General features: G+C 63.1%; 18 protein-coding genes and 1 tRNA gene. 10 read left to right on the top strand and 9 right to left on the bottom strand.

Annotated elements, in window-relative coordinates:
- Window positions 1-13: 13 nt before the first annotated feature.
- Window positions 14-1039, top strand: a complete 1026-nt coding sequence (locus U9970_RS11170; protein WP_322764259.1) for an aspartate carbamoyltransferase catalytic subunit — start codon at window positions 14-16, stop codon at window positions 1037-1039.
- A 20-nt stretch (window positions 1040-1059) separates the two neighbouring features.
- Here U9970_RS11170 and U9970_RS11165 read toward each other — a convergent pair whose 3' ends face one another.
- The 4 genes from U9970_RS11165 to U9970_RS11150 all read right to left on the bottom strand — a co-directional run bounded on the left by U9970_RS11165 (window position 1060) and on the right by U9970_RS11150 (window position 2221).
- Window positions 1060-1413, bottom strand: a complete 354-nt coding sequence (locus tag U9970_RS11165; RefSeq protein WP_322764258.1) for a DUF565 domain-containing protein — start codon at window positions 1411-1413, stop codon at window positions 1060-1062.
- Window positions 1414-1712: 299 nt separating this feature from the next.
- Window positions 1713-1910: a hypothetical protein gene (locus tag U9970_RS11160; protein WP_094559179.1), complete on the bottom strand. Its 198-nt coding sequence runs from the start codon at window positions 1908-1910 to the stop codon at window positions 1713-1715.
- A gap of 43 nt (window positions 1911-1953) precedes the next feature.
- A complete protein-coding gene (locus tag U9970_RS11155) occupies window positions 1954-2115 on the bottom strand; it encodes a PCP reductase family protein (RefSeq protein WP_255024265.1) in 162 nt (53 codons plus the stop codon).
- A 33-nt stretch (window positions 2116-2148) separates the two neighbouring features.
- Window positions 2149-2221: transfer RNA gene (locus tag U9970_RS11150), tRNA-Ala, on the bottom strand.
- Between the two features lie 26 nt (window positions 2222-2247).
- On the opposite strand from U9970_RS11150, the gene isiD reads away from it, so the two are divergent.
- Together isiD and coaBC are read left to right on the top strand one after the other, a co-directional pair.
- Window positions 2248-2496, top strand: a complete 249-nt coding sequence (gene isiD / locus U9970_RS11145; protein ID WP_322764257.1) for a protein IsiD — start codon at window positions 2248-2250, stop codon at window positions 2494-2496.
- Window positions 2486-3718, top strand: coding sequence for a bifunctional phosphopantothenoylcysteine decarboxylase/phosphopantothenate--cysteine ligase CoaBC (coaBC, locus tag U9970_RS11140; protein WP_322764256.1), 1233 nt, complete (start codon window positions 2486-2488; stop codon window positions 3716-3718). The genes isiD and coaBC overlap by 11 nt, the downstream gene beginning before the upstream one ends.
- On the opposite strand, the gene U9970_RS11135 is transcribed toward coaBC, so the two are convergent.
- Window positions 3715-4041 (bottom strand): hypothetical protein, encoded by a 327-nt coding sequence (locus U9970_RS11135; protein ID WP_322764255.1) that lies wholly within the window; start codon window positions 4039-4041, stop codon window positions 3715-3717. The genes coaBC and U9970_RS11135 overlap by 4 nt on opposite strands.
- 141 nt (window positions 4042-4182) lie before the next feature.
- On the opposite strand from U9970_RS11135, the gene psbO reads away from it, so the two are divergent.
- The 4 genes from psbO to U9970_RS11115 all read left to right on the top strand — a co-directional run bounded on the left by psbO (window position 4183) and on the right by U9970_RS11115 (window position 8798).
- Window positions 4183-4995 (top strand): photosystem II manganese-stabilizing polypeptide, encoded by an 813-nt coding sequence (gene psbO, locus U9970_RS11130; protein WP_255024262.1) that lies wholly within the window; start codon window positions 4183-4185, stop codon window positions 4993-4995.
- Between the two features lie 142 nt (window positions 4996-5137).
- On the top strand, window positions 5138-6301 hold the full coding sequence (gene sat / locus U9970_RS11125; RefSeq protein WP_322764254.1) for a sulfate adenylyltransferase: 1164 nt from the start codon (window positions 5138-5140) through the stop codon (window positions 6299-6301).
- A gap of 36 nt (window positions 6302-6337) precedes the next feature.
- Window positions 6338-8182 (top strand): ATP-dependent zinc metalloprotease FtsH3, encoded by a 1845-nt coding sequence (ftsH3, locus tag U9970_RS11120; RefSeq protein WP_255023833.1) that lies wholly within the window; start codon window positions 6338-6340, stop codon window positions 8180-8182.
- Between the two features lie 43 nt (window positions 8183-8225).
- Window positions 8226-8798 (top strand): bifunctional 4-hydroxy-2-oxoglutarate aldolase/2-dehydro-3-deoxy-phosphogluconate aldolase, encoded by a 573-nt coding sequence (locus tag U9970_RS11115; RefSeq protein WP_322764253.1) that lies wholly within the window; start codon window positions 8226-8228, stop codon window positions 8796-8798.
- On the opposite strand, the gene aroC is transcribed toward U9970_RS11115, so the two are convergent.
- On the bottom strand, window positions 8799-9887 hold the full coding sequence (aroC, locus tag U9970_RS11110; RefSeq protein WP_322764252.1) for a chorismate synthase: 1089 nt from the start codon (window positions 9885-9887) through the stop codon (window positions 8799-8801).
- 59 nt (window positions 9888-9946) lie between these two features.
- Between aroC and nth the strand changes: the two genes are divergently transcribed.
- Entirely contained in the window at window positions 9947-10600 is a 654-nt protein-coding gene (gene nth / locus U9970_RS11105; RefSeq protein ID WP_322764251.1) for an endonuclease III, read from the top strand.
- Between the two features lie 103 nt (window positions 10601-10703).
- Here nth and psbA read toward each other — a convergent pair whose 3' ends face one another.
- Complete coding sequence (gene psbA / locus U9970_RS11100; protein WP_197147936.1) at window positions 10704-11783, bottom strand: photosystem II q(b) protein; 1080 nt, start codon at window positions 11781-11783, stop codon at window positions 10704-10706.
- 156 nt (window positions 11784-11939) lie between these two features.
- Here psbA and cofG point away from each other — a divergent pair, with 156 nt between their 5' ends.
- Window positions 11940-12956 (top strand): 7,8-didemethyl-8-hydroxy-5-deazariboflavin synthase subunit CofG, encoded by a 1017-nt coding sequence (gene cofG, locus U9970_RS11095; RefSeq protein ID WP_322764250.1) that lies wholly within the window; start codon window positions 11940-11942, stop codon window positions 12954-12956.
- Window positions 12947-14533 carry a photosystem II high light acclimation radical SAM protein gene (locus U9970_RS11090; RefSeq protein WP_322764249.1) on the top strand — a complete coding sequence of 529 codons (1587 nt, stop codon included), beginning with the start codon at window positions 12947-12949 and terminating at the stop codon, window positions 14531-14533. Before cofG ends, U9970_RS11090 begins: the two co-directional genes overlap by 10 nt.
- Here the strand turns inward: U9970_RS11090 and U9970_RS11085 are convergent.
- Window positions 14517-15371 carry a CPBP family intramembrane glutamic endopeptidase gene (locus U9970_RS11085; protein WP_322764248.1) on the bottom strand — a complete coding sequence of 285 codons (855 nt, stop codon included), beginning with the start codon at window positions 15369-15371 and terminating at the stop codon, window positions 14517-14519. The two genes, U9970_RS11090 and U9970_RS11085, sit on opposite strands and share 17 nt — an antisense overlap.
- Complete coding sequence (gene clpS / locus U9970_RS11080) at window positions 15371-15691, bottom strand: ATP-dependent Clp protease adapter ClpS (protein ID WP_254937677.1); 321 nt, start codon at window positions 15689-15691, stop codon at window positions 15371-15373. Before clpS ends, U9970_RS11085 begins: the two co-directional genes overlap by 1 nt.
- Between the last annotated feature and the right edge of the window lie 8 nt (window positions 15692-15699).

Genomic DNA, 15699 nt, shown 5'->3' with positions numbered 1-15699 from the left:
GCCGCCGCACCCCTTGAGCAGCTGGAGCCACCGCCACGTGCTGGATCTGGCGGCCTTTTCGCTGGATGATTTCACCACCGTGCTGACACTGGCCCAGCGCTTTCGAGCCCTGCCGGTGGCCGGTGCTCGCAAGCTGCCGGCCCTGCAGGGGCGGTTGATGACCAGCCTGTTCTTTGAGCCCAGCACCCGCACCCGCAGCAGCTTTGAGCTGGCGGCCAAGCGGCTCTCGGCCGATGTGCAGAGCTTCTCTCCTTCCTCAAGCTCCTTGAGCAAGGGCGAGAGCCTGCTCGATACGGCCCGCACCTACGTGGCCATGGGCGCCAACGTGCTGGTGGTGCGCCATCGCTGCGCCGGGGTGCCCCAGAGCCTGGCGGCCGACCTCGACCGGGCCGGTGAGCGGGTCGCGGTGCTCAATGCCGGCGATGGCCTGCACAGCCACCCCAGCCAGGGATTGCTGGATTTGTTCACCCTGGCGCGCCACTTCGCCCCTGAAGCCCCCACGCCTGCGGCCCTGCGGGGCAAGCGCATCGTGATCGTGGGCGATGTGCTCCACTCCCGCGTGGCCCGCTCCAACCTCTGGGCCCTCACCGCCTGCGGCGCCGAGGTGGTGCTCTGCGGCCCGCCCACCCTGCTGCCGGATGCCTTCGCTGACTTTGTGGCCGCCCCCCCGCCAGGCCAGGCGGCCGATCCGGTGGCGGCGCGGGGCCCGGTGCGGATTGAGCGCAGCCTGGAGCAGGCCCTGGTCGGGGGGGCCGATGCGGTGATGACTCTGAGACTTCAGAAGGAGCGCATGCATCAGCACCTGCTCACCAGCCTCGACACCTATCACCGGCAATTCGGCATCACCCGAGCGCGCCTAGCCCTCTGCGGCCCGTCCGTGCCCCTGCTGCATCCGGGCCCGGTGAATCGGGGCGTGGAGCTGGCGGGAGATGTGCTCGATGATCCCGCCGTTTCACTGGTAGAGGAGCAGGTGCGCAATGGCATCCCAGTGCGCATGGCCCTGCTCTATCTGCTGGCTGCGGCAGAACCGTTGGCCTGAAAAGCTTTGCAGCAGTTGAATTAGAGCAACTTGAAGCCGTCAAGCAGCAAGCCGTAGAGCAAGCCGATCCGAGTCATGTCGAGCAACTGCAGCACGAGTGCATCACCACCACGACGTATCAGCGGGCCCCTGGCGCGAATGGCCAGCTCGATGGCCGCCACGCAGATCAGGGCCCCCACCGGGTCGAGCTTGGCCAGGGTGCCGGTGATCGAGCCGACGGCTCCGCCAATGCTGAAGCTGATCAGCAACACGATCAGCAACAGCGATAGTCGCCGCCAGGGATTGGCTGCCCAACTCTCTAGGGCCGCCCGAGCCTGGGCAACCCGTTCCTGGAAGCCGGTCTGTTGATATCGACTTCCGGGAGGTGAGGCCATCACGGCTGAAGGGTTATCAGCGAGGGCCAAAAGGGGAGGCAGGGATGCTGACGGCGGTGATCCCCATCACCCGGCCCGAGCCCTGCCAAAGCCTGTATACACCATCTCTGGCGTGTGTGCAGCCTTTTAACGCTACCTATAGGGGATTCCAATAAAAAAGCCCGAGGCCAATGGCTCGGGCTGGGTGATGGGGACTGAGCAACCAAAGCGCCTGGCTGGCTAATGATCAACCGCCCGCAGACGTTTGCCAGAGCGTCCCCAGGGGCTTGACGTCTCCCAAGTGCTTCCCGAACTGGGTCTCAGCCGTCGCTGTCCTTCTTGCGGGAGGATTTGCCCTCGAGGAGCTCAAGCAGAGCTTCCATCTGAGCCATAACCCCTCGAACCTCACCGGCTTCTGGAAGTAAGCCGTCGTCCATGACGCCCTGGTGCATTTCTCGGAGCTCCTGACGGATGTACCGCAGGTGGCTAACCACCTGTTCGCGTTTCGACTGCGACATCGATGGGTGTTCTACTGATGCACCCTTTTACCGCATCGCCGGTTCACTTCTGGCCAAACCTTGCCTTGGCCTGCTCATAGAAGGGGGCATCGATGGCATTAAGGCCGGCCTCCTGTGCCATGGTTTCGATGCGGCGCCGCACCGCTGGACGTACAAAAAAGGGCACTTCCTTAAGTTTGGCTTCGGCGTCTGGATGCCAATCCATAGGGCTGACCAGCAGCGCTTCTTTGAGTAGAAATGGAGAATAGGGGACTCGAACCCCTGACCTCTGCGGTGCGATCGCAGCGCTCTACCAGCTGAGCTAAATCCCCGGGTTAGGGCCCTCCTTTGTCCCTAGATGGCCATTATCCCCGACCCCACCACCCCAGCAACTTCCATGAACGCGTCGATCACTCCCGAACGGCTCGCCGCTTTCGATGAAGCTTCGATCGCCGAGCTCGCCCGTCGACTGGAGGAAGACGACTACCCCAGTGCCTTTGACGGCTTAGCCGATTGGCACCTGATGCGTGCCCTGGCGATCCACCAACCGGAGTTGGCTCGCCCCTACGTGCATCTGGTGGATCAGGAACCCTTTGATGAGGACTGATCCGGCGCACCCGCTGGCGGGTCGCCGCGTGTTGGTGGGTATCAGCGGCAGCATCGCTGCGGTCAAGCTGCCCCAGGTGGTGAGCTCCCTGGTCCAGTGCGGCGCCGAGGTGCGCTGCCTGGTTACGCCGTCGGCTGCCCATTTGGTCAGTCCGGTTGCCCTTGCCAGCCTCAGCCGCAATCCCTGCAACCTCGACGCGGATCAGTGGAGTCATCGTGCTGCCAGGCCCCTGCATGTGGAGCTGGCGGAGTGGGCTGAGTTGGTGTTGGTGGCGCCCTTGAGTGCCACCAGCCTGGGTCGTTGGGTGCATGGGTTGGCTGACAGCCTGCTGGCCAGCACCCTGTTGGCTACCGAGGCGCCGGTGCTGGCTGCTGCGGCCATGAATACATCGATGTGGACCTCCCCGGGAGTGCGCCGCAACTGGGAGCTGCTGCAGGGCTTTGAGCGGGTGTTGCCCCTGGGACCTACGGCGGGATTGTTGGCCTGCGACCGGCAGGGGGACGGCCGCATGGCTGAGCCGCAACAGCTGCTCCTGGCCTTGCAGTGTCTGCAGCTGTGGGGCTGGCAGCGGGACTGGGCTGGCTTGCGGCTTTTGGTCACTGCCGGTCCCACCCGCGAACCACTGGATCCGGCTCGCTTTCTCACCAACCCCAGCAGCGGGCTGATGGGTGTGCTGCTAGCCCAGGCCGCCCGGCTGCGTGGGGCGGCGGTGACTTTGGTGCATGGTCCGTTGAGCGCGGATTCCCAGTTGCTGGATGGCTTGGCTTGTGTGCCCGTCCAGACGGCGGCCGATATGGAGCAGGCCTTGGTGCGTCTTCAGCCCTGTGCCGATGCCATTGCCATGGCTGCGGCTGTGGCCGACCACCGCCGCCAGCAACCGCTCCCTCACAAACTGAGCAAGGAGGAGCTAGCCCTTGAGCTCGCCTCCGGCTGGCAGCCGGTGCCCGATCTTTTGGCTGGCCTGGTGAGCCGCCGGCACCCCGGTCAGCGGATTTTGGGTTTCGCGGCCCAATCGGGCGATGTATTGGCGCAGGCCCGTGCCAAGTGGGCCCGTAAAGGCTGCGACCTGCTGTTCGCCAATCCGATCGATCAAGCCGATGCGGGCTTTGGCGTGAACAGCAACCACGGTTGGCTGCTGGGAGGGCAGGGCGGCGAGCAACGCATCGAGCCGGGTTCAAAGCTGGCGATTGCCCAGCAGTTGCTTACCGCCTTGCGGCCCTAAGCCACCAGTGTCTCTTCGGCGGGCAGGGTCTCGTCTGCAGCAGCTTCGTTCTGGAGCAGATCCATAAAGGTGCGCAGTTGCAACCTCGGGATGTAGGGCCAGCCGCCACTGCGCTCGACACTTTGCAGCAGGCTGAACAACTGGCTGCGGTCGGCTGGAAGGCTGCCCCGGAAGGGGCCGTCTTGGACGGAGCGATGCAGCTGCTCGAGCTGGCGCAGCAGGGTCAGCAGGGCTTCAGGCTGGCCTTCGAGCTCACTTGCCAACTCGTCTAATTTCTGCAGCTGGTTGGCGAGACGGCCTTGCTGGGATGGGGTGAGGCTCATGACTGCTCTTGCTTTGCGCTCGCGTCGGGCTCTCGCATACAGGTTGTTGAGAGCCGCGACATCGTACGGGGAATGGCAGATTTGCACCGGTAGGATCGGCGACAGCCCAGTTCCCATCCACCGTCTCTGCGGCGTTTCCCCATGAGTTTTCGTCCTCTGCTGGCTCTTGTGCTGGCGCTGTGCCTGACCCTGGTGACCGCGTGCAGCGGTGGTGCCAAGGCCGTGGATCGCGCCAATCTCACCTACGAAGACATCCACAACACCGGCTTGGCGAACGACTGCCCGTCGCTGCCGGATTCGGCCCGCGGCTCGATCTCCCTCGATCCCGCAGCTAAATATCAGCTCCGTGAAATCTGCATGCACCCCGCCGAGGTGTACGTGAAGGGCGAGCCTGCCAACAAGCGCCAGGAGGCACAGTTCGTTGCCGGCAAAATTCTCACGCGCTTTACCTCCAGCCTTGATCAGGTGTACGGCGATCTGGCCGTGACAGCCGATGGCCTCAGCTTCAAGGAGCTCGGCGGCATCGACTTCCAGCCGATCACCGTGCTGCTACCCGGTGGTGAGGAAGTGCCCTTCACCTTCTCCAGCAAGGAGTTGTTGGCCACGTCTGATGGTTCATCTCTAACCACCAGCACCGACTTTGAAGGTCCCTACCGGGCTCCTAGCTACCGCACCAGCAACTTCCTCGACCCCAAGGGCCGGGGCCTAACCACCGGCTACAGCAGCGCTGTAGGCCTGGTGCCTGCTGGAGATGAGTTCACTGGCGAAACCGTGAAGCGCTATGTGGATGGCTCCGGCACCATGAACCTCTCCATTACCAAGGTCGACGCCAGCACTGGCGAGTTTGCCGGTGTGTTTACTGCAATCCAGCCTTCCGACTCCGACATGGGCACCAAGGCGGTTGTCGATGTCAAGATCGTCGGCCAGCTCTATGGCCGCCTAGAGCAGTCTTGAGCCCTAGGCGCTAGCTAGCAGGTCCTGCCTGCCTCTTCAAGGCCCCACCGGGGCCTTTTTTATTGGGAGCCAGAGCTTTTTATTGGCACTTGAGCCTTGACTCCCCGGTCTGGGAGAATCCAGCCCTGTCTGATTGGCCCCCATGACCGCTGCTGAATCCGCTGGCTTGATCGCGCCTCACGGTGGGTCATTAGTGAATTTGGCGGTGCCAGCGGCTGAGCGCGAGTCGCTGCTAGCCGGGGTGAGCCGCAGGATCGAGTGCAGCGATCGCAATGCCTGCGACGTTGAGTTGCTGGTGGTGGGCGGGTTCTCGCCCCTGCGTGGCTTCATGCATCAGCAGGACTACGAAGCTGTGGTGGCTGGCCACCGCACCACCAGCGGCCTGTTGTTTGGCCTGCCGATCGTCTTCGACACCGATGACGCTTCGATTGCTGTGGGCGACCAGCTGCTGCTCACCTATCGCGGTCAGGAGCTGGCAGTGCTGACGGTGGAGAGTCGCTGGGAGCCTGATAAGGCGCGTGAGGCTCAGGGCTGCTACGGCACCACCTCTATTGAGCATCCGGCGGTGAAGATGATCGCCACCGAGCGGGGTCGCATCTACCTCGGCGGCAGCATTCAGGGCCTGGAGCTGCCCAGCCGGGTTTTCCCTTGCAAAACGCCCGCTGAAGTGCGCGCCACCCTCCCCTCTGGCCAGAGCGTCGTGGCTTTCCAGTGCCGCAACCCCATTCACCGCGCCCACTACGAGCTGTTTACCCGGGCATTGGACGCGGCCAACGTCAGTGAGCAGGGTGTGGTGCTGGTGCACCCCACCTGCGGCCCCACCCAGGACGACGACATTGCCGGCGAGGTGCGCTTCCAGACCTACGAGCGGCTGGCGGCTGAGGTGAATAACGCCCGAATTCGCTGGGCCTACTTGCCCTACTCGATGCACATGGCCGGCCCACGGGAGGCTCTGCAGCACATGATCATCCGCAAGAACTACGGCTGCACCCACTTCATCATTGGCCGCGACATGGCCGGCTGCAAAAGCTCCCTCAGCGGCGAAGACTTCTACGGCCCCTACCAAGCCCAGGATTTTGCCCGCGACAACGCTGCAGAGCTTGGGATGGAGACCGTGCCCTCGCTCAACCTCGTCTACACGGAGGAGGAGGGCTACGTGACCGCTGAACATGCCGAGGCCAGAGGCCTACACATCCGCAAGCTCAGCGGCACCCAATTCCGTCAGATGCTGCGTGGGGGCGAAGAAATCCCAGAGTGGTTCGCCTTCCGTAGTGTGGTTGAAGTGCTGCGGGCCGCAGCCGGTTAACATTCCGTAACTGACTTCTCAGCTGAGGCAAGGTTCTTGAAGAAGCGCTGGCGCAATGCGGGGCTCTATGTCCTTTTGGTCATCGTGATGATCGCCGTGGGTACGGCCTTCCTCGACAGGCCAGACCCGGCCAATGCGCCGCGCACCCTCCGCTACAGCGACTTCGTAGAGGCCGTTCAGGACAACGAAGTCTCCCGGGTGCTGATTTCCCCAGACCGGGGCACGGCCCAGGTGGTCGAAAACGACGGACGCCGTGCGGTCGTCAACCTTGCCCCCGACAAGGACCTGCTCAAGCTGCTCACCGACCACAACGTCGATATCGCCGTCCAGCCCAGCCGCGAGCCCGCGGCATGGCAGCAGGCGGTAGGCAGTCTGATTTTCCCGCTACTGCTGCTTGGCGGCCTGTTTTTCCTGTTGCGGCGCGCCCAGGGTGGTGGCGGCAATCAGGCAATGAATTTCGGTAAAAGCAAGGCGCGGCTTCAAATGGAGCCCCAAACCCAGGTGACTTTCGGCGATGTGGCCGGTATCGAGGGAGCCAAGCTCGAGCTCACTGAAGTCGTTGACTTCCTCAAGAATCCAGATCGCTTCACCGCTGTTGGCGCCAAAATTCCCAAAGGGGTGCTGCTGGTAGGCCCGCCAGGAACCGGTAAAACCCTGCTCGCCAAGGCTGTGGCAGGTGAAGCCGGCGTGCCCTTCTTCTCGATTTCCGGTTCGGAATTCGTCGAGATGTTTGTAGGTGTTGGCGCCAGCCGGGTGCGTGATCTTTTTGAGCAGGCCAAAAAGAGCGCTCCTTGCATCGTTTTTATTGACGAAATCGACGCCGTAGGCCGCCAGCGCGGTGCTGGTCTCGGCGGTGGTAACGATGAGCGCGAGCAGACCCTCAACCAGCTGCTCACAGAGATGGACGGCTTTGAGGGCAATGCCGGCGTCATCATTGTGGCTGCAACCAACCGGCCAGACGTGTTGGACGCAGCCTTAATGCGTCCGGGCCGTTTTGATCGCCAGGTGGTTGTAGATCGTCCCGACTATGCCGGCCGCCTGCAGATCCTTGGCGTCCACGCCCGAGGCAAGACCTTGGCCAAGGATGTCGACCTCGACAAGATTGCTCGCCGCACCCCTGGCTACACCGGCGCTGATCTGGCCAACCTCCTCAATGAGGCGGCCATTCTCGCTGCCCGCCGTCAACTCACCGAAGTAGCGATGGACGAGGTCAATGACGCCATCGAGCGCGTCATGGCTGGACCCGAGAAGAAGGATCGGGTGATGAGTGAGAAGCGCAAGCGGCTTGTTGCGTATCACGAAGCTGGCCACGCCCTGGTTGGTGCCCTGATGCCCGATTACGACCCGGTACAGAAGATTTCGATCATTCCTCGGGGTAATGCAGGCGGCCTCACCTTCTTCACCCCCTCTGAGGAGAGGATGGAATCGGGTCTCTATTCCCGCGCCTATCTGCAGAACCAGATGGCAGTTGCACTAGGTGGTCGGGTTGCCGAAGAGATCGTATATGGCGAAGACGAAGTCACCACCGGTGCTTCAAACGACCTCCAGCAGGTAGCCCGCGTTGCCCGTCAGATGGTTACCCGATTCGGCATGAGCGATCGCCTTGGCCCAGTGGCCTTGGGTCGCAGCCAGGGGGGCATGTTCCTTGGTCGTGATATCGCTGCCGAGCGTGATTTCTCTGAAGACACCGCTGCCGCAATCGATGAGGAAGTGAGCGACCTGGTGGCGGTGGCCTACAAGCGCGCCACTTCCGTTCTCGTTGACAATCGTTCGGTGCTTGATGAGCTCGCCGAGATGCTGGTAGAGAAGGAGACAGTCGACGCCGATGATCTGCAGGAGCTGCTGATCCGCAGCGATGTGAAGGTGGCGGAATACGTCTGAACCGCCAAAGCTGCTAGACGCTTTGCACCACCAGCCCTTGCTGGTGGTGCTTCGTGCTTATGACCTGCTTGAGCTGCTGCCCCGTTTAGAGCGTTTGCAGGGGCTGGGTGTTCAGCATGTAGAGCTTGCTTGGAGCACTCATCCCCGTTGGGTTGCCCAGGCGAGTGAGCTTCGTCAGCGCTTCGCCCATTTGCGCTTGGGTGCGGCTTCGGTAGTCGACTTGGCTGGCCTTGAAGCTGCTGCTGCCGCTGGCCTGGGCTATGCGGTTTCACCGGTGCTGGATCGTGGCTTGATTGAGGCTGCAATGGCTTTGCGTTTGCAGTTCGTGCCAGGCGTGATGTCTCCATCAGAGGTGCATCTAGCCCGTTTGTGGGGATGCTCGATCGTCAAGCTCTTCCCCGCCGCCGCGCTGGGTCGCTCCTATTGGCAACGACTCGCAGCTCCTCTGGCTGGCGCTGCTGGCTTGCCCTTCTGCATTGCGGCAGGTGGACTTGGCCCTGCTGATGTGGAGCCCTGGCTGGCTGCCGGAGTTGATGCGGTCGCCTTGGGTGGTTCGCTGGTCAACCCCGCCGATTGGGAGTCGTTGGCCAGGCTTGTCGAGCGCCTGAGGCCCTAGCTACCACAGGCCGCACTGGCCCTTTTGGCGTAGCAAGTGATCGGCGAGCACTAAGGCCACCATCGCTTCCACCATCGGCACGGCCCGCGGCAGTACACAAGGGTCGTGCCGGCCCTTGGCCTCCAGGGTGGTGGCCTCACCGCGGTCATTGATCGTCTGCTGGGCCTTGCGGATCGTGGCGGTGGGCTTGAAGGCCACCCGAATCACGATTTGCTCGCCGTTGCTGATGCCCCCCTGGATGCCACCGGAATTGTTGGTGGCTGTGTGCAGGGAGCCATCGCCTGTGGGCAGGAAGGCATCGTTGTGCTCGCTGCCCTTGAGCAAGGTGCCTGCGAAGCCCGAGCCGATTTCAAACCCCTTGGTGGCCGGCAGCGACATCACCGCCTTGGCCAGGTCCGCTTCGAGCTTGTCAAATACGGGCATGCCAAGGCCCATTGGCGCCTGGCGCACCAGGCAGGTGATCACGCCGCCGCAGGAATCGCCCTCCCGGCCGATTGCCTCAATGCGCTCGATCATCTGGCCGGCCATGGCTTGGTCTGGGCAGCGCACGATATTTGCTTCCACAGCCGCCAGGGTCACCTGTTCTGGGTCGATCGAAGCCTCAAGGTTGTGGATGCGCTCCACCCAGGCGATCACTTCGGTGCCGTGGGCCTTGGCCAGCAGCTGTTTGGCGATCGCCCCGGCAGCTACTCGGCCGATGGTTTCACGGGCTGAAGCCCGGCCACCGCCGCTGCGGGCTTGTATGCCGTACTTCGCTTGGTAGGTGGCATCGGCGTGGGAGGGACGGAAGGCCACTTCCATCTCCCTGTAGTCCTGCGGGCGTTGATCTTTGTTGCGCACCACCATCGCGATCGGTGTGCCGAGGGTCACGCCATCGAGCAGGCCACTGAGAATTTCGACCTGGTCATCCTCCTTGCGGGGGGTGGTGATCTTGCTCTGGCCTGGCTTGCGGCGGTCGAGTTCGGCCTGGATCGCTTCAAGATCCAGCTCCAGCCTGGGCGGGCAGCCGTCGATGATTACGCCAACCCCGCCGCCATGGGATTCGCCGAAGGTGCTGATCCGAAAGAGATCTCCGAAGCTGCTGCCCATTGACCATCTGCGTTGGGGCGAGCCTACAAACTGGGCTTCACCTTTGGCATAGTCCAATCTTGAAGAGGCAGGAGCGTGCCGCCCTGATCATGGAGCGGCTGCAGCAGCACTACCCCGAAACCCCTGTACCTCTCGACCACAGCGATCCCTTCACGCTGCTGGTGGCGGTTCTACTGAGCGCCCAATGCACAGATAAGAAGGTCAACGAGGTCACCCCGGCCCTGTTTGCGGCTGGCCAGGACCCTGCCGCGATGGCAGCCCTGAGTGAGGAGACGATCCTGGCCCATATCCGCCAGCTTGGCCTGGCTCGCACCAAGGCTCGCAATGTCAAGCGCCTTGCCGAGCTCTTGCTTGAGCGCCATCGCGGCATGGTGCCCCGCAGCTTTGAACAGCTTGAGGACCTGCCTGGGGTTGGTCATAAAACCGCAAGCGTGGTGATGGCCCAGGCCTTCGGTGTGCCCGCCTTCCCCGTAGACACCCACATCCACCGATTGGCGCAGCGTTGGGGTCTGAGCAGTGGCAAGAGCGTTGTGCAAACGGAGCATGATCTCAAGACCTTGTTTCCGAAGGAAGCCTGGAATCGCTTGCACCTGCAGATCATTTTTTATGGGCGCGAATTCTGCACGGCCCGGGGTTGTGATGGCACCATCTGCCCGCTGTGCCGGGAGCTCTATCCCCGCCGGCGCACTGCTGTGATCTGGCGTAAGCCCTGATTTACAGCGTGTGCAACAACCCCCAGCCAATAAAAAAGCCCCCTTATTACAGGGAGCTTTTGGGGATTCCGTTGTTTCCCAGCCGTAGCTGGGCTGTTGACTATCAACCGATTGCAGGTGCGGTCAGTGCCACGGGTGTGGCAGTAGCAGCAGCCAGGTCAAGCGGGAAGTTGTGAGCATTGCGCTCGTGCATCACTTCCATACCGAGACCAGCGCGGTTCAGAACGTCGGCCCAGGTGTTCACCACACGGCCTTGGCCGTCGAGGATCGACTGGTTGAAGTTGAAACCGTTCAGGTTGAAGGCCATCGTGCTCACGCCCAGGGCGGTGAACCAGATGCCAACCACGGGCCAGGCAGCCAGGAAGAAGTGGAGGCTGCGGCTGTTGTTGAAGGAGGCGTATTGGAAGATCAGGCGACCGAAGTAGCCGTGAGCAGCCACGATGTTGTAGGTCTCCTCTTCTTGGCCAAACTTGTAGCCGTAGTTCTGGCTCTCGCTCTCGGTGGTCTCACGCACCAGGCTGCTGGTAACGAGTGAACCGTGCATGGCGGAGAACAGGCTGCCACCGAAGACGCCAGCCACTCCCAGCATGTGGAAGGGGTGCATCAAGATGTTGTGCTCAGCCTGGAACACCAACATGTAGTTGAAGGTGCCGGAGATGCCCAGGGGCATGGCGTCCGAGAAGGAGCCTTGACCGAAGGGATACACCAGGAACACGGCAGATGCTGCGGCCACAGGAGCGCTGTAGGCAACGCAGATCCAGGGGCGCATGCCCAAGCGGTAGGAAAGCTCCCACTCGCGGCCCATGTAGGCGTAGATGCCGATCAGGAAGTGGAAGACCACCAGCTGGAAAGGACCACCGTTGTAGAGCCACTCATCGAGGCTGGCGGCTTCCCAGATTGGGTAGAAGTGCAGGCCGATGGCGTTGCTGGAAGGAACAACAGCACCGGAGATGATGTTGTTGCCGTACATCAGGGAGCCAGCTACGGGCTCACGGATGCCGTCGATGTCGACAGGGGGTGCGGCGATGAAGGCCACGATGAAGCAGATGGTGGCAGCCAGCAGGCAGGGGATCATCAGCACACCGAACCAGCCCACGTAGAGGCGGTTGTTGGTGGAGGTGACCCAGTCGCAAAACTGGTTCCACGCAGAAGCGCCTTGGCGCTGCTGAATAGTGGTTGTCATGAGAACGAGAAGAGGGTGTTCCAGAGGAACGGGTATGGAAGGTGGCAAGCCACCAGACGGAATCCCGTCGAGCGCAAGAACATTGCGCAACACAACTGTAACGGAAGATTGCAGCGTTGGTGAGAAGACTGGCCGGGCGGCGCCAAAGCCCTGCTGATGCATCCCATCAGCGGCGCTGATGTCGGGGTGCGGCGGATCACCTGGAGCCCCAGCGTCACCCTGGTGCCCACCCGCTTCTGTTTCAACTCCTGCGGCTATTGCAGCTTTCGGCGCCCCCCAGATGGCCTAGATCCTTTAGCTGATGGGCTCAGTGATGCCGAGGCGCAAGCGGCATTGAGGCGGCGCCCTTGGGCTGCGGAGGTGCTGTTGCTCAGCGGCGAGGTGTCGCCTGGCTCTCCCCAGCGCCGCGCCTGGTTCGGCCGGCTACTGGCCCTTAGTCGTCTGGCCTGGATAGAAGGCCGGCTGCCGCACACAAACGCGGGCCCCCTCTCCATCGCTGAAATGGCCGCCTTGGGCCGGCTTAATGGCTCCATGGGGCTGATGCTGGAAGGGCTCGGCCCGGCCTACGACGCCCTGCATCGCCAATCTCCGAGCAAAAGCTTGGCGGTGCGACTGGGCCAATTGGAGCAGGCCGGTCGTTTGGGGATCCCCTTCACCACGGGGTTGTTGCTGGGCGTGGGGGAGTCTCTGGGCGACAGGTTCGCGGCCCTGGAGCTGCTGGCCCAGCTGCAGCGCCGCTGGGGTCACTTGCAGGAGGTGATCCTGCAGCCCTTTCGCCCGGATGCCACTTCTGCGCAGTTGCTCAATGCCACTGAGCAGGCCGACCTGCTTGGCACCATTGCCGCTGCCCGGACAATCCTGCCGCCGGAAGTGCACTTGCAGTTGCCACCAAATCTTTGGCCCTTGCAAGAGCTGCCTGCTGCCCTGGCGGCGGGCATCGATGATCTCGGCGGCATCGATAGCAGTGACGTGATCAACCGCGCCTATCCCCAGCCCACGCCAAGCCAGTTGGCGGAAGTGCTTGCCCAGGCTGGCTACGAGCTGACCCCCCGGCTGTGCGTCCATCAAGCCTGGCGCCGCTGTTTGCCGCTGGCCATGCGGCGCCAGGCTCTCCGCGCCGAATCAAGGTTGTTAGCGTCCAAATCTTCCGGACTCAGGAGTCCATGGCCGTGAGCGCCGCGAGCGACCAAAGGGTGCTGCTAGTGCGGCTTCCCTGCAATCCAATTTTTCCGATCGGCCCGATCTACCTGGCTGATCACCTGCATAAGCAGTTCCCGCAGCTGCCTCAGCGGATTCTTGATCTGGCGGCAGTGCCCCTGCTTGATGTGGAGCAGGTGCTGCTGCAGGCAGTTGAGGCATTTCGGCCCACCCTGCTGGTGTTCTCCTGGCGCGACATCCAGATTTATGCGCCCGTGGATGGTCGTGGCGGCAATCCACTGCAGAACTCTTTTGAGGTGTTTTATGCCCGCAATCCCCTGCGGCGCCTGCGCGGTGCCTTGGGTGGTCTGGGGTTGATGGCTTCCTTTTACGGTGAGCTATGGCGCAATTTGCGGCTGGTACGCCGCGGCCTGCGCCGGGCCCGCCGCTTCGAGCCCCAGGCCACCGCTGTGCTGGGAGGGGGCGCGGTGAGTGTGTTTTATGAGCAGCTGGGCCGCAAGCTGCCCAAGGGCACCGTGGTGTCGGTGGGAGAAGGGGAGCCCCTGCTGGAAAAGCTGATCCGTGGCGAATCCCTGGCGGCGGAGCGCTGCTTCATCGCCGGCGACGAGCCCCGACCCGGCCTGATCCATGAGCAGCCCGGCGGCATGGAGAAAACCGCCTGCAACTACGCCTATATCGGTGAGATTTGGCCCCAGCTCGACTGGTATCTCGACGGCGGCGACTTCTACGTGGGCGTCCAGACCAAGCGTGGCTGTCCCCACAACTGCTGCTACTGCGTGTACACCGTGGTGGAAGGGAAGCAGGTGCGGGTCAACCCGGTGGCGGAGGTGATCGCCGAGATGGGCCAGCTCTACGCCAAGGGCGTGCGGGGGTTTTGGTTCACCGATGCCCAGTTCATCCCGGCCCGGCGCTACATCGATGATGCCAAGGAGCTGCTGCGGGCGATTCAGGCCCAGGGTTGGAGCGATATCCGCTGGGCCGCCTACATCCGCGCCGACAACCTCGACGCCGAGCTGGCTGAGCTGATGGTGGCCACCGGCATGGATTACTTCGAGATCGGCATCACCTCCGGCTCCCAGGAGCTCGTGCGCAAGATGCGCATGGGCTACAACCTGCGCACCGTGCTCGAAAACTGCCGCTTGCTGGCCCGGGCAGGTTTCCGCGAGCACGTGTCGGTGAATTACTCGTTCAACGTGATCGACGAGCGGCCCGAAACCATCCGCCAGACCGTGGCCTACCACCGCGAGCTGGAGCGCATCTTCGGTGCCGACAAGGTGGAGCCGGCGATCTTTTTCATCGGCCTGCAGCCCCACACCCACCTGGAGCAGTACGGCTTTGATCAGGGCCTGATCAAGCCCGGCTACAACCCGATGAGCATGCTGCCTTGGACGGCTCGCCAGCTGCTCTGGAACCCCGAGCCGATGGGCAGCACCTTCGGCCGCATCTGTCTAGAGGCTTTCGAGCGCAACCCCGGGGATTTCGGTCGCACCGTGATGGACCTCCTTGAGCGTGATTACGGCCTCGCCCCACTGGAGGAGGCCCTGCATGCTCCGGTGGAGGGGCGCAAAGCCCTGGCTACGGCGACGCGCTAGCCCCGTCCTTGCTCCACCAGCGGCGGCGAACCCAGAGCAGGGCGCCTAGGCCTATCCAGCCAATCAGTCCGCCGATCGGATTGATGTCGGCGCCACCGGGCCCTACCAGCCAGCCAGGCGCTGCTGGGGAAATCTGCAGCAGGCCCTTCTGCACCAAAAACCAACCCCCCACCAGGCCGCCATGCAGGCCTATTGCTCCCCATAGGGAGCCCGCGTCGGCTCGCCGCTGAAGAGCCAGCACCAGACCCAACAGAAATAGGCCCCCCAGCAGCCCCAAGGCCTCGAGCCCAGGGGCCCGATACCAAGGGTGCAGCAGGGCAAAGATCAGCGCCTGCAGCACCAGCGCCCGGCGGGCCCCCAGCTGGAGCTCAAGTTCGCCCCATAGCCAGCCGCGAAATAGCAGCTCTTCGGCAAATCCCACCCCGGCTAGCAGCAGCAGGCCGTTGAGCAGCAGGGCTCCATTGAGCTCCCCAAGCCATTGGGCTTGGCCCGCGAGCATTAAGCCCGTGGCTACTAGAGCAAGCAACAGCAGCGCCTTCAGCAGCCCCCGCACGCCGCTGCGTAGGGCAAGGGCAGCTGGCACAGCCAAGCCCAGGCGCCGCCAGGGATTGGGCTCCTGCCAGACCCGCCTCAGCCTCAAAGGCAGACTTGCAAGCAACAAAATTAAGGCCACGACCAGACCCGCCAGATCCACCTGGTCGGAGCGCCAATTGGGGGCTAGCAGGGCAAGCGGCCTGGCCACCAACCAGCCGGCTAGGTAGAGCAAGGGCACGTAAAACAAGGTGCCCCACCAGTGCGGCCGCACTGCCGCGTTGGCTGCCGCAGCAGGCGGCTCCATCAGCTTTCGGGCTCGAGGCTGCTGCTCAGGCCCTTGCCCTTCAGGGTTTCGCAATAAAACTCAGCGGGCTCTAGATCGCAGACGATCACTAGGCCTACGCCGGTGTTGTGGGCTTCCAGCATTACGGCAATGGCGTCCTGCTCGCTGAGCGAGGGCACTACTTGGCGCAAGGTGGTCACCACGTATTCCATCGAGTTGACGGGATCGTTGTGCAGCAGCACCTTGTAGCGAGGCGATGGTTTTCGCACCCGCTCCGGGGCCTTCTCCATCACGGCTGCCCCGCCGCTCTCGCGGCCGGGACTCTGGGTGGCGATTGGCATAGGAGTCA

The organism is Cyanobium usitatum str. Tous (assembly GCF_963920485.1).
In the GTDB taxonomy this organism is placed as follows: domain Bacteria; phylum Cyanobacteriota; class Cyanobacteriia; order PCC-6307; family Cyanobiaceae; genus Cyanobium_A; species Cyanobium_A usitatum_A.
This window is presented reverse-complemented; position numbering and strand designations above follow the sequence as displayed.

Coding starts and splice junctions, on each gene's coding strand:
- cofG (WP_322764250.1), top strand. CDS start 11,940: ATGCATCCCATCAGCGGCGCTGATGTCGGGGTGCGGCGGATCACCTGG.
- isiD (WP_322764257.1), top strand. CDS start 2,248: ATGGCCATTATCCCCGACCCCACCACCCCAGCAACTTCCATGAACGCG.
- psbA (WP_197147936.1), bottom strand. CDS start 11,783: ATGACAACCACTATTCAGCAGCGCCAAGGCGCTTCTGCGTGGAACCAG.
- coaBC (WP_322764256.1), top strand. CDS start 2,486: ATGAGGACTGATCCGGCGCACCCGCTGGCGGGTCGCCGCGTGTTGGTG.
- sat (WP_322764254.1), top strand. CDS start 5,138: ATGACCGCTGCTGAATCCGCTGGCTTGATCGCGCCTCACGGTGGGTCA.
- U9970_RS11090 (WP_322764249.1), top strand. CDS start 12,947: ATGGCCGTGAGCGCCGCGAGCGACCAAAGGGTGCTGCTAGTGCGGCTT.
- clpS (WP_254937677.1), bottom strand. CDS start 15,691: ATGCCAATCGCCACCCAGAGTCCCGGCCGCGAGAGCGGCGGGGCAGCC.
- U9970_RS11165 (WP_322764258.1), bottom strand. CDS start 1,413: ATGGCCTCACCTCCCGGAAGTCGATATCAACAGACCGGCTTCCAGGAA.
- aroC (WP_322764252.1), bottom strand. CDS start 9,887: ATGGGCAGCAGCTTCGGAGATCTCTTTCGGATCAGCACCTTCGGCGAA.
- U9970_RS11160 (WP_094559179.1), bottom strand. CDS start 1,910: ATGTCGCAGTCGAAACGCGAACAGGTGGTTAGCCACCTGCGGTACATC.
- psbO (WP_255024262.1), top strand. CDS start 4,183: ATGAGTTTTCGTCCTCTGCTGGCTCTTGTGCTGGCGCTGTGCCTGACC.
- U9970_RS11135 (WP_322764255.1), bottom strand. CDS start 4,041: ATGAGCCTCACCCCATCCCAGCAAGGCCGTCTCGCCAACCAGCTGCAG.
- U9970_RS11155 (WP_255024265.1), bottom strand. CDS start 2,115: ATGGATTGGCATCCAGACGCCGAAGCCAAACTTAAGGAAGTGCCCTTT.
- U9970_RS11085 (WP_322764248.1), bottom strand. CDS start 15,371: ATGGAGCCGCCTGCTGCGGCAGCCAACGCGGCAGTGCGGCCGCACTGG.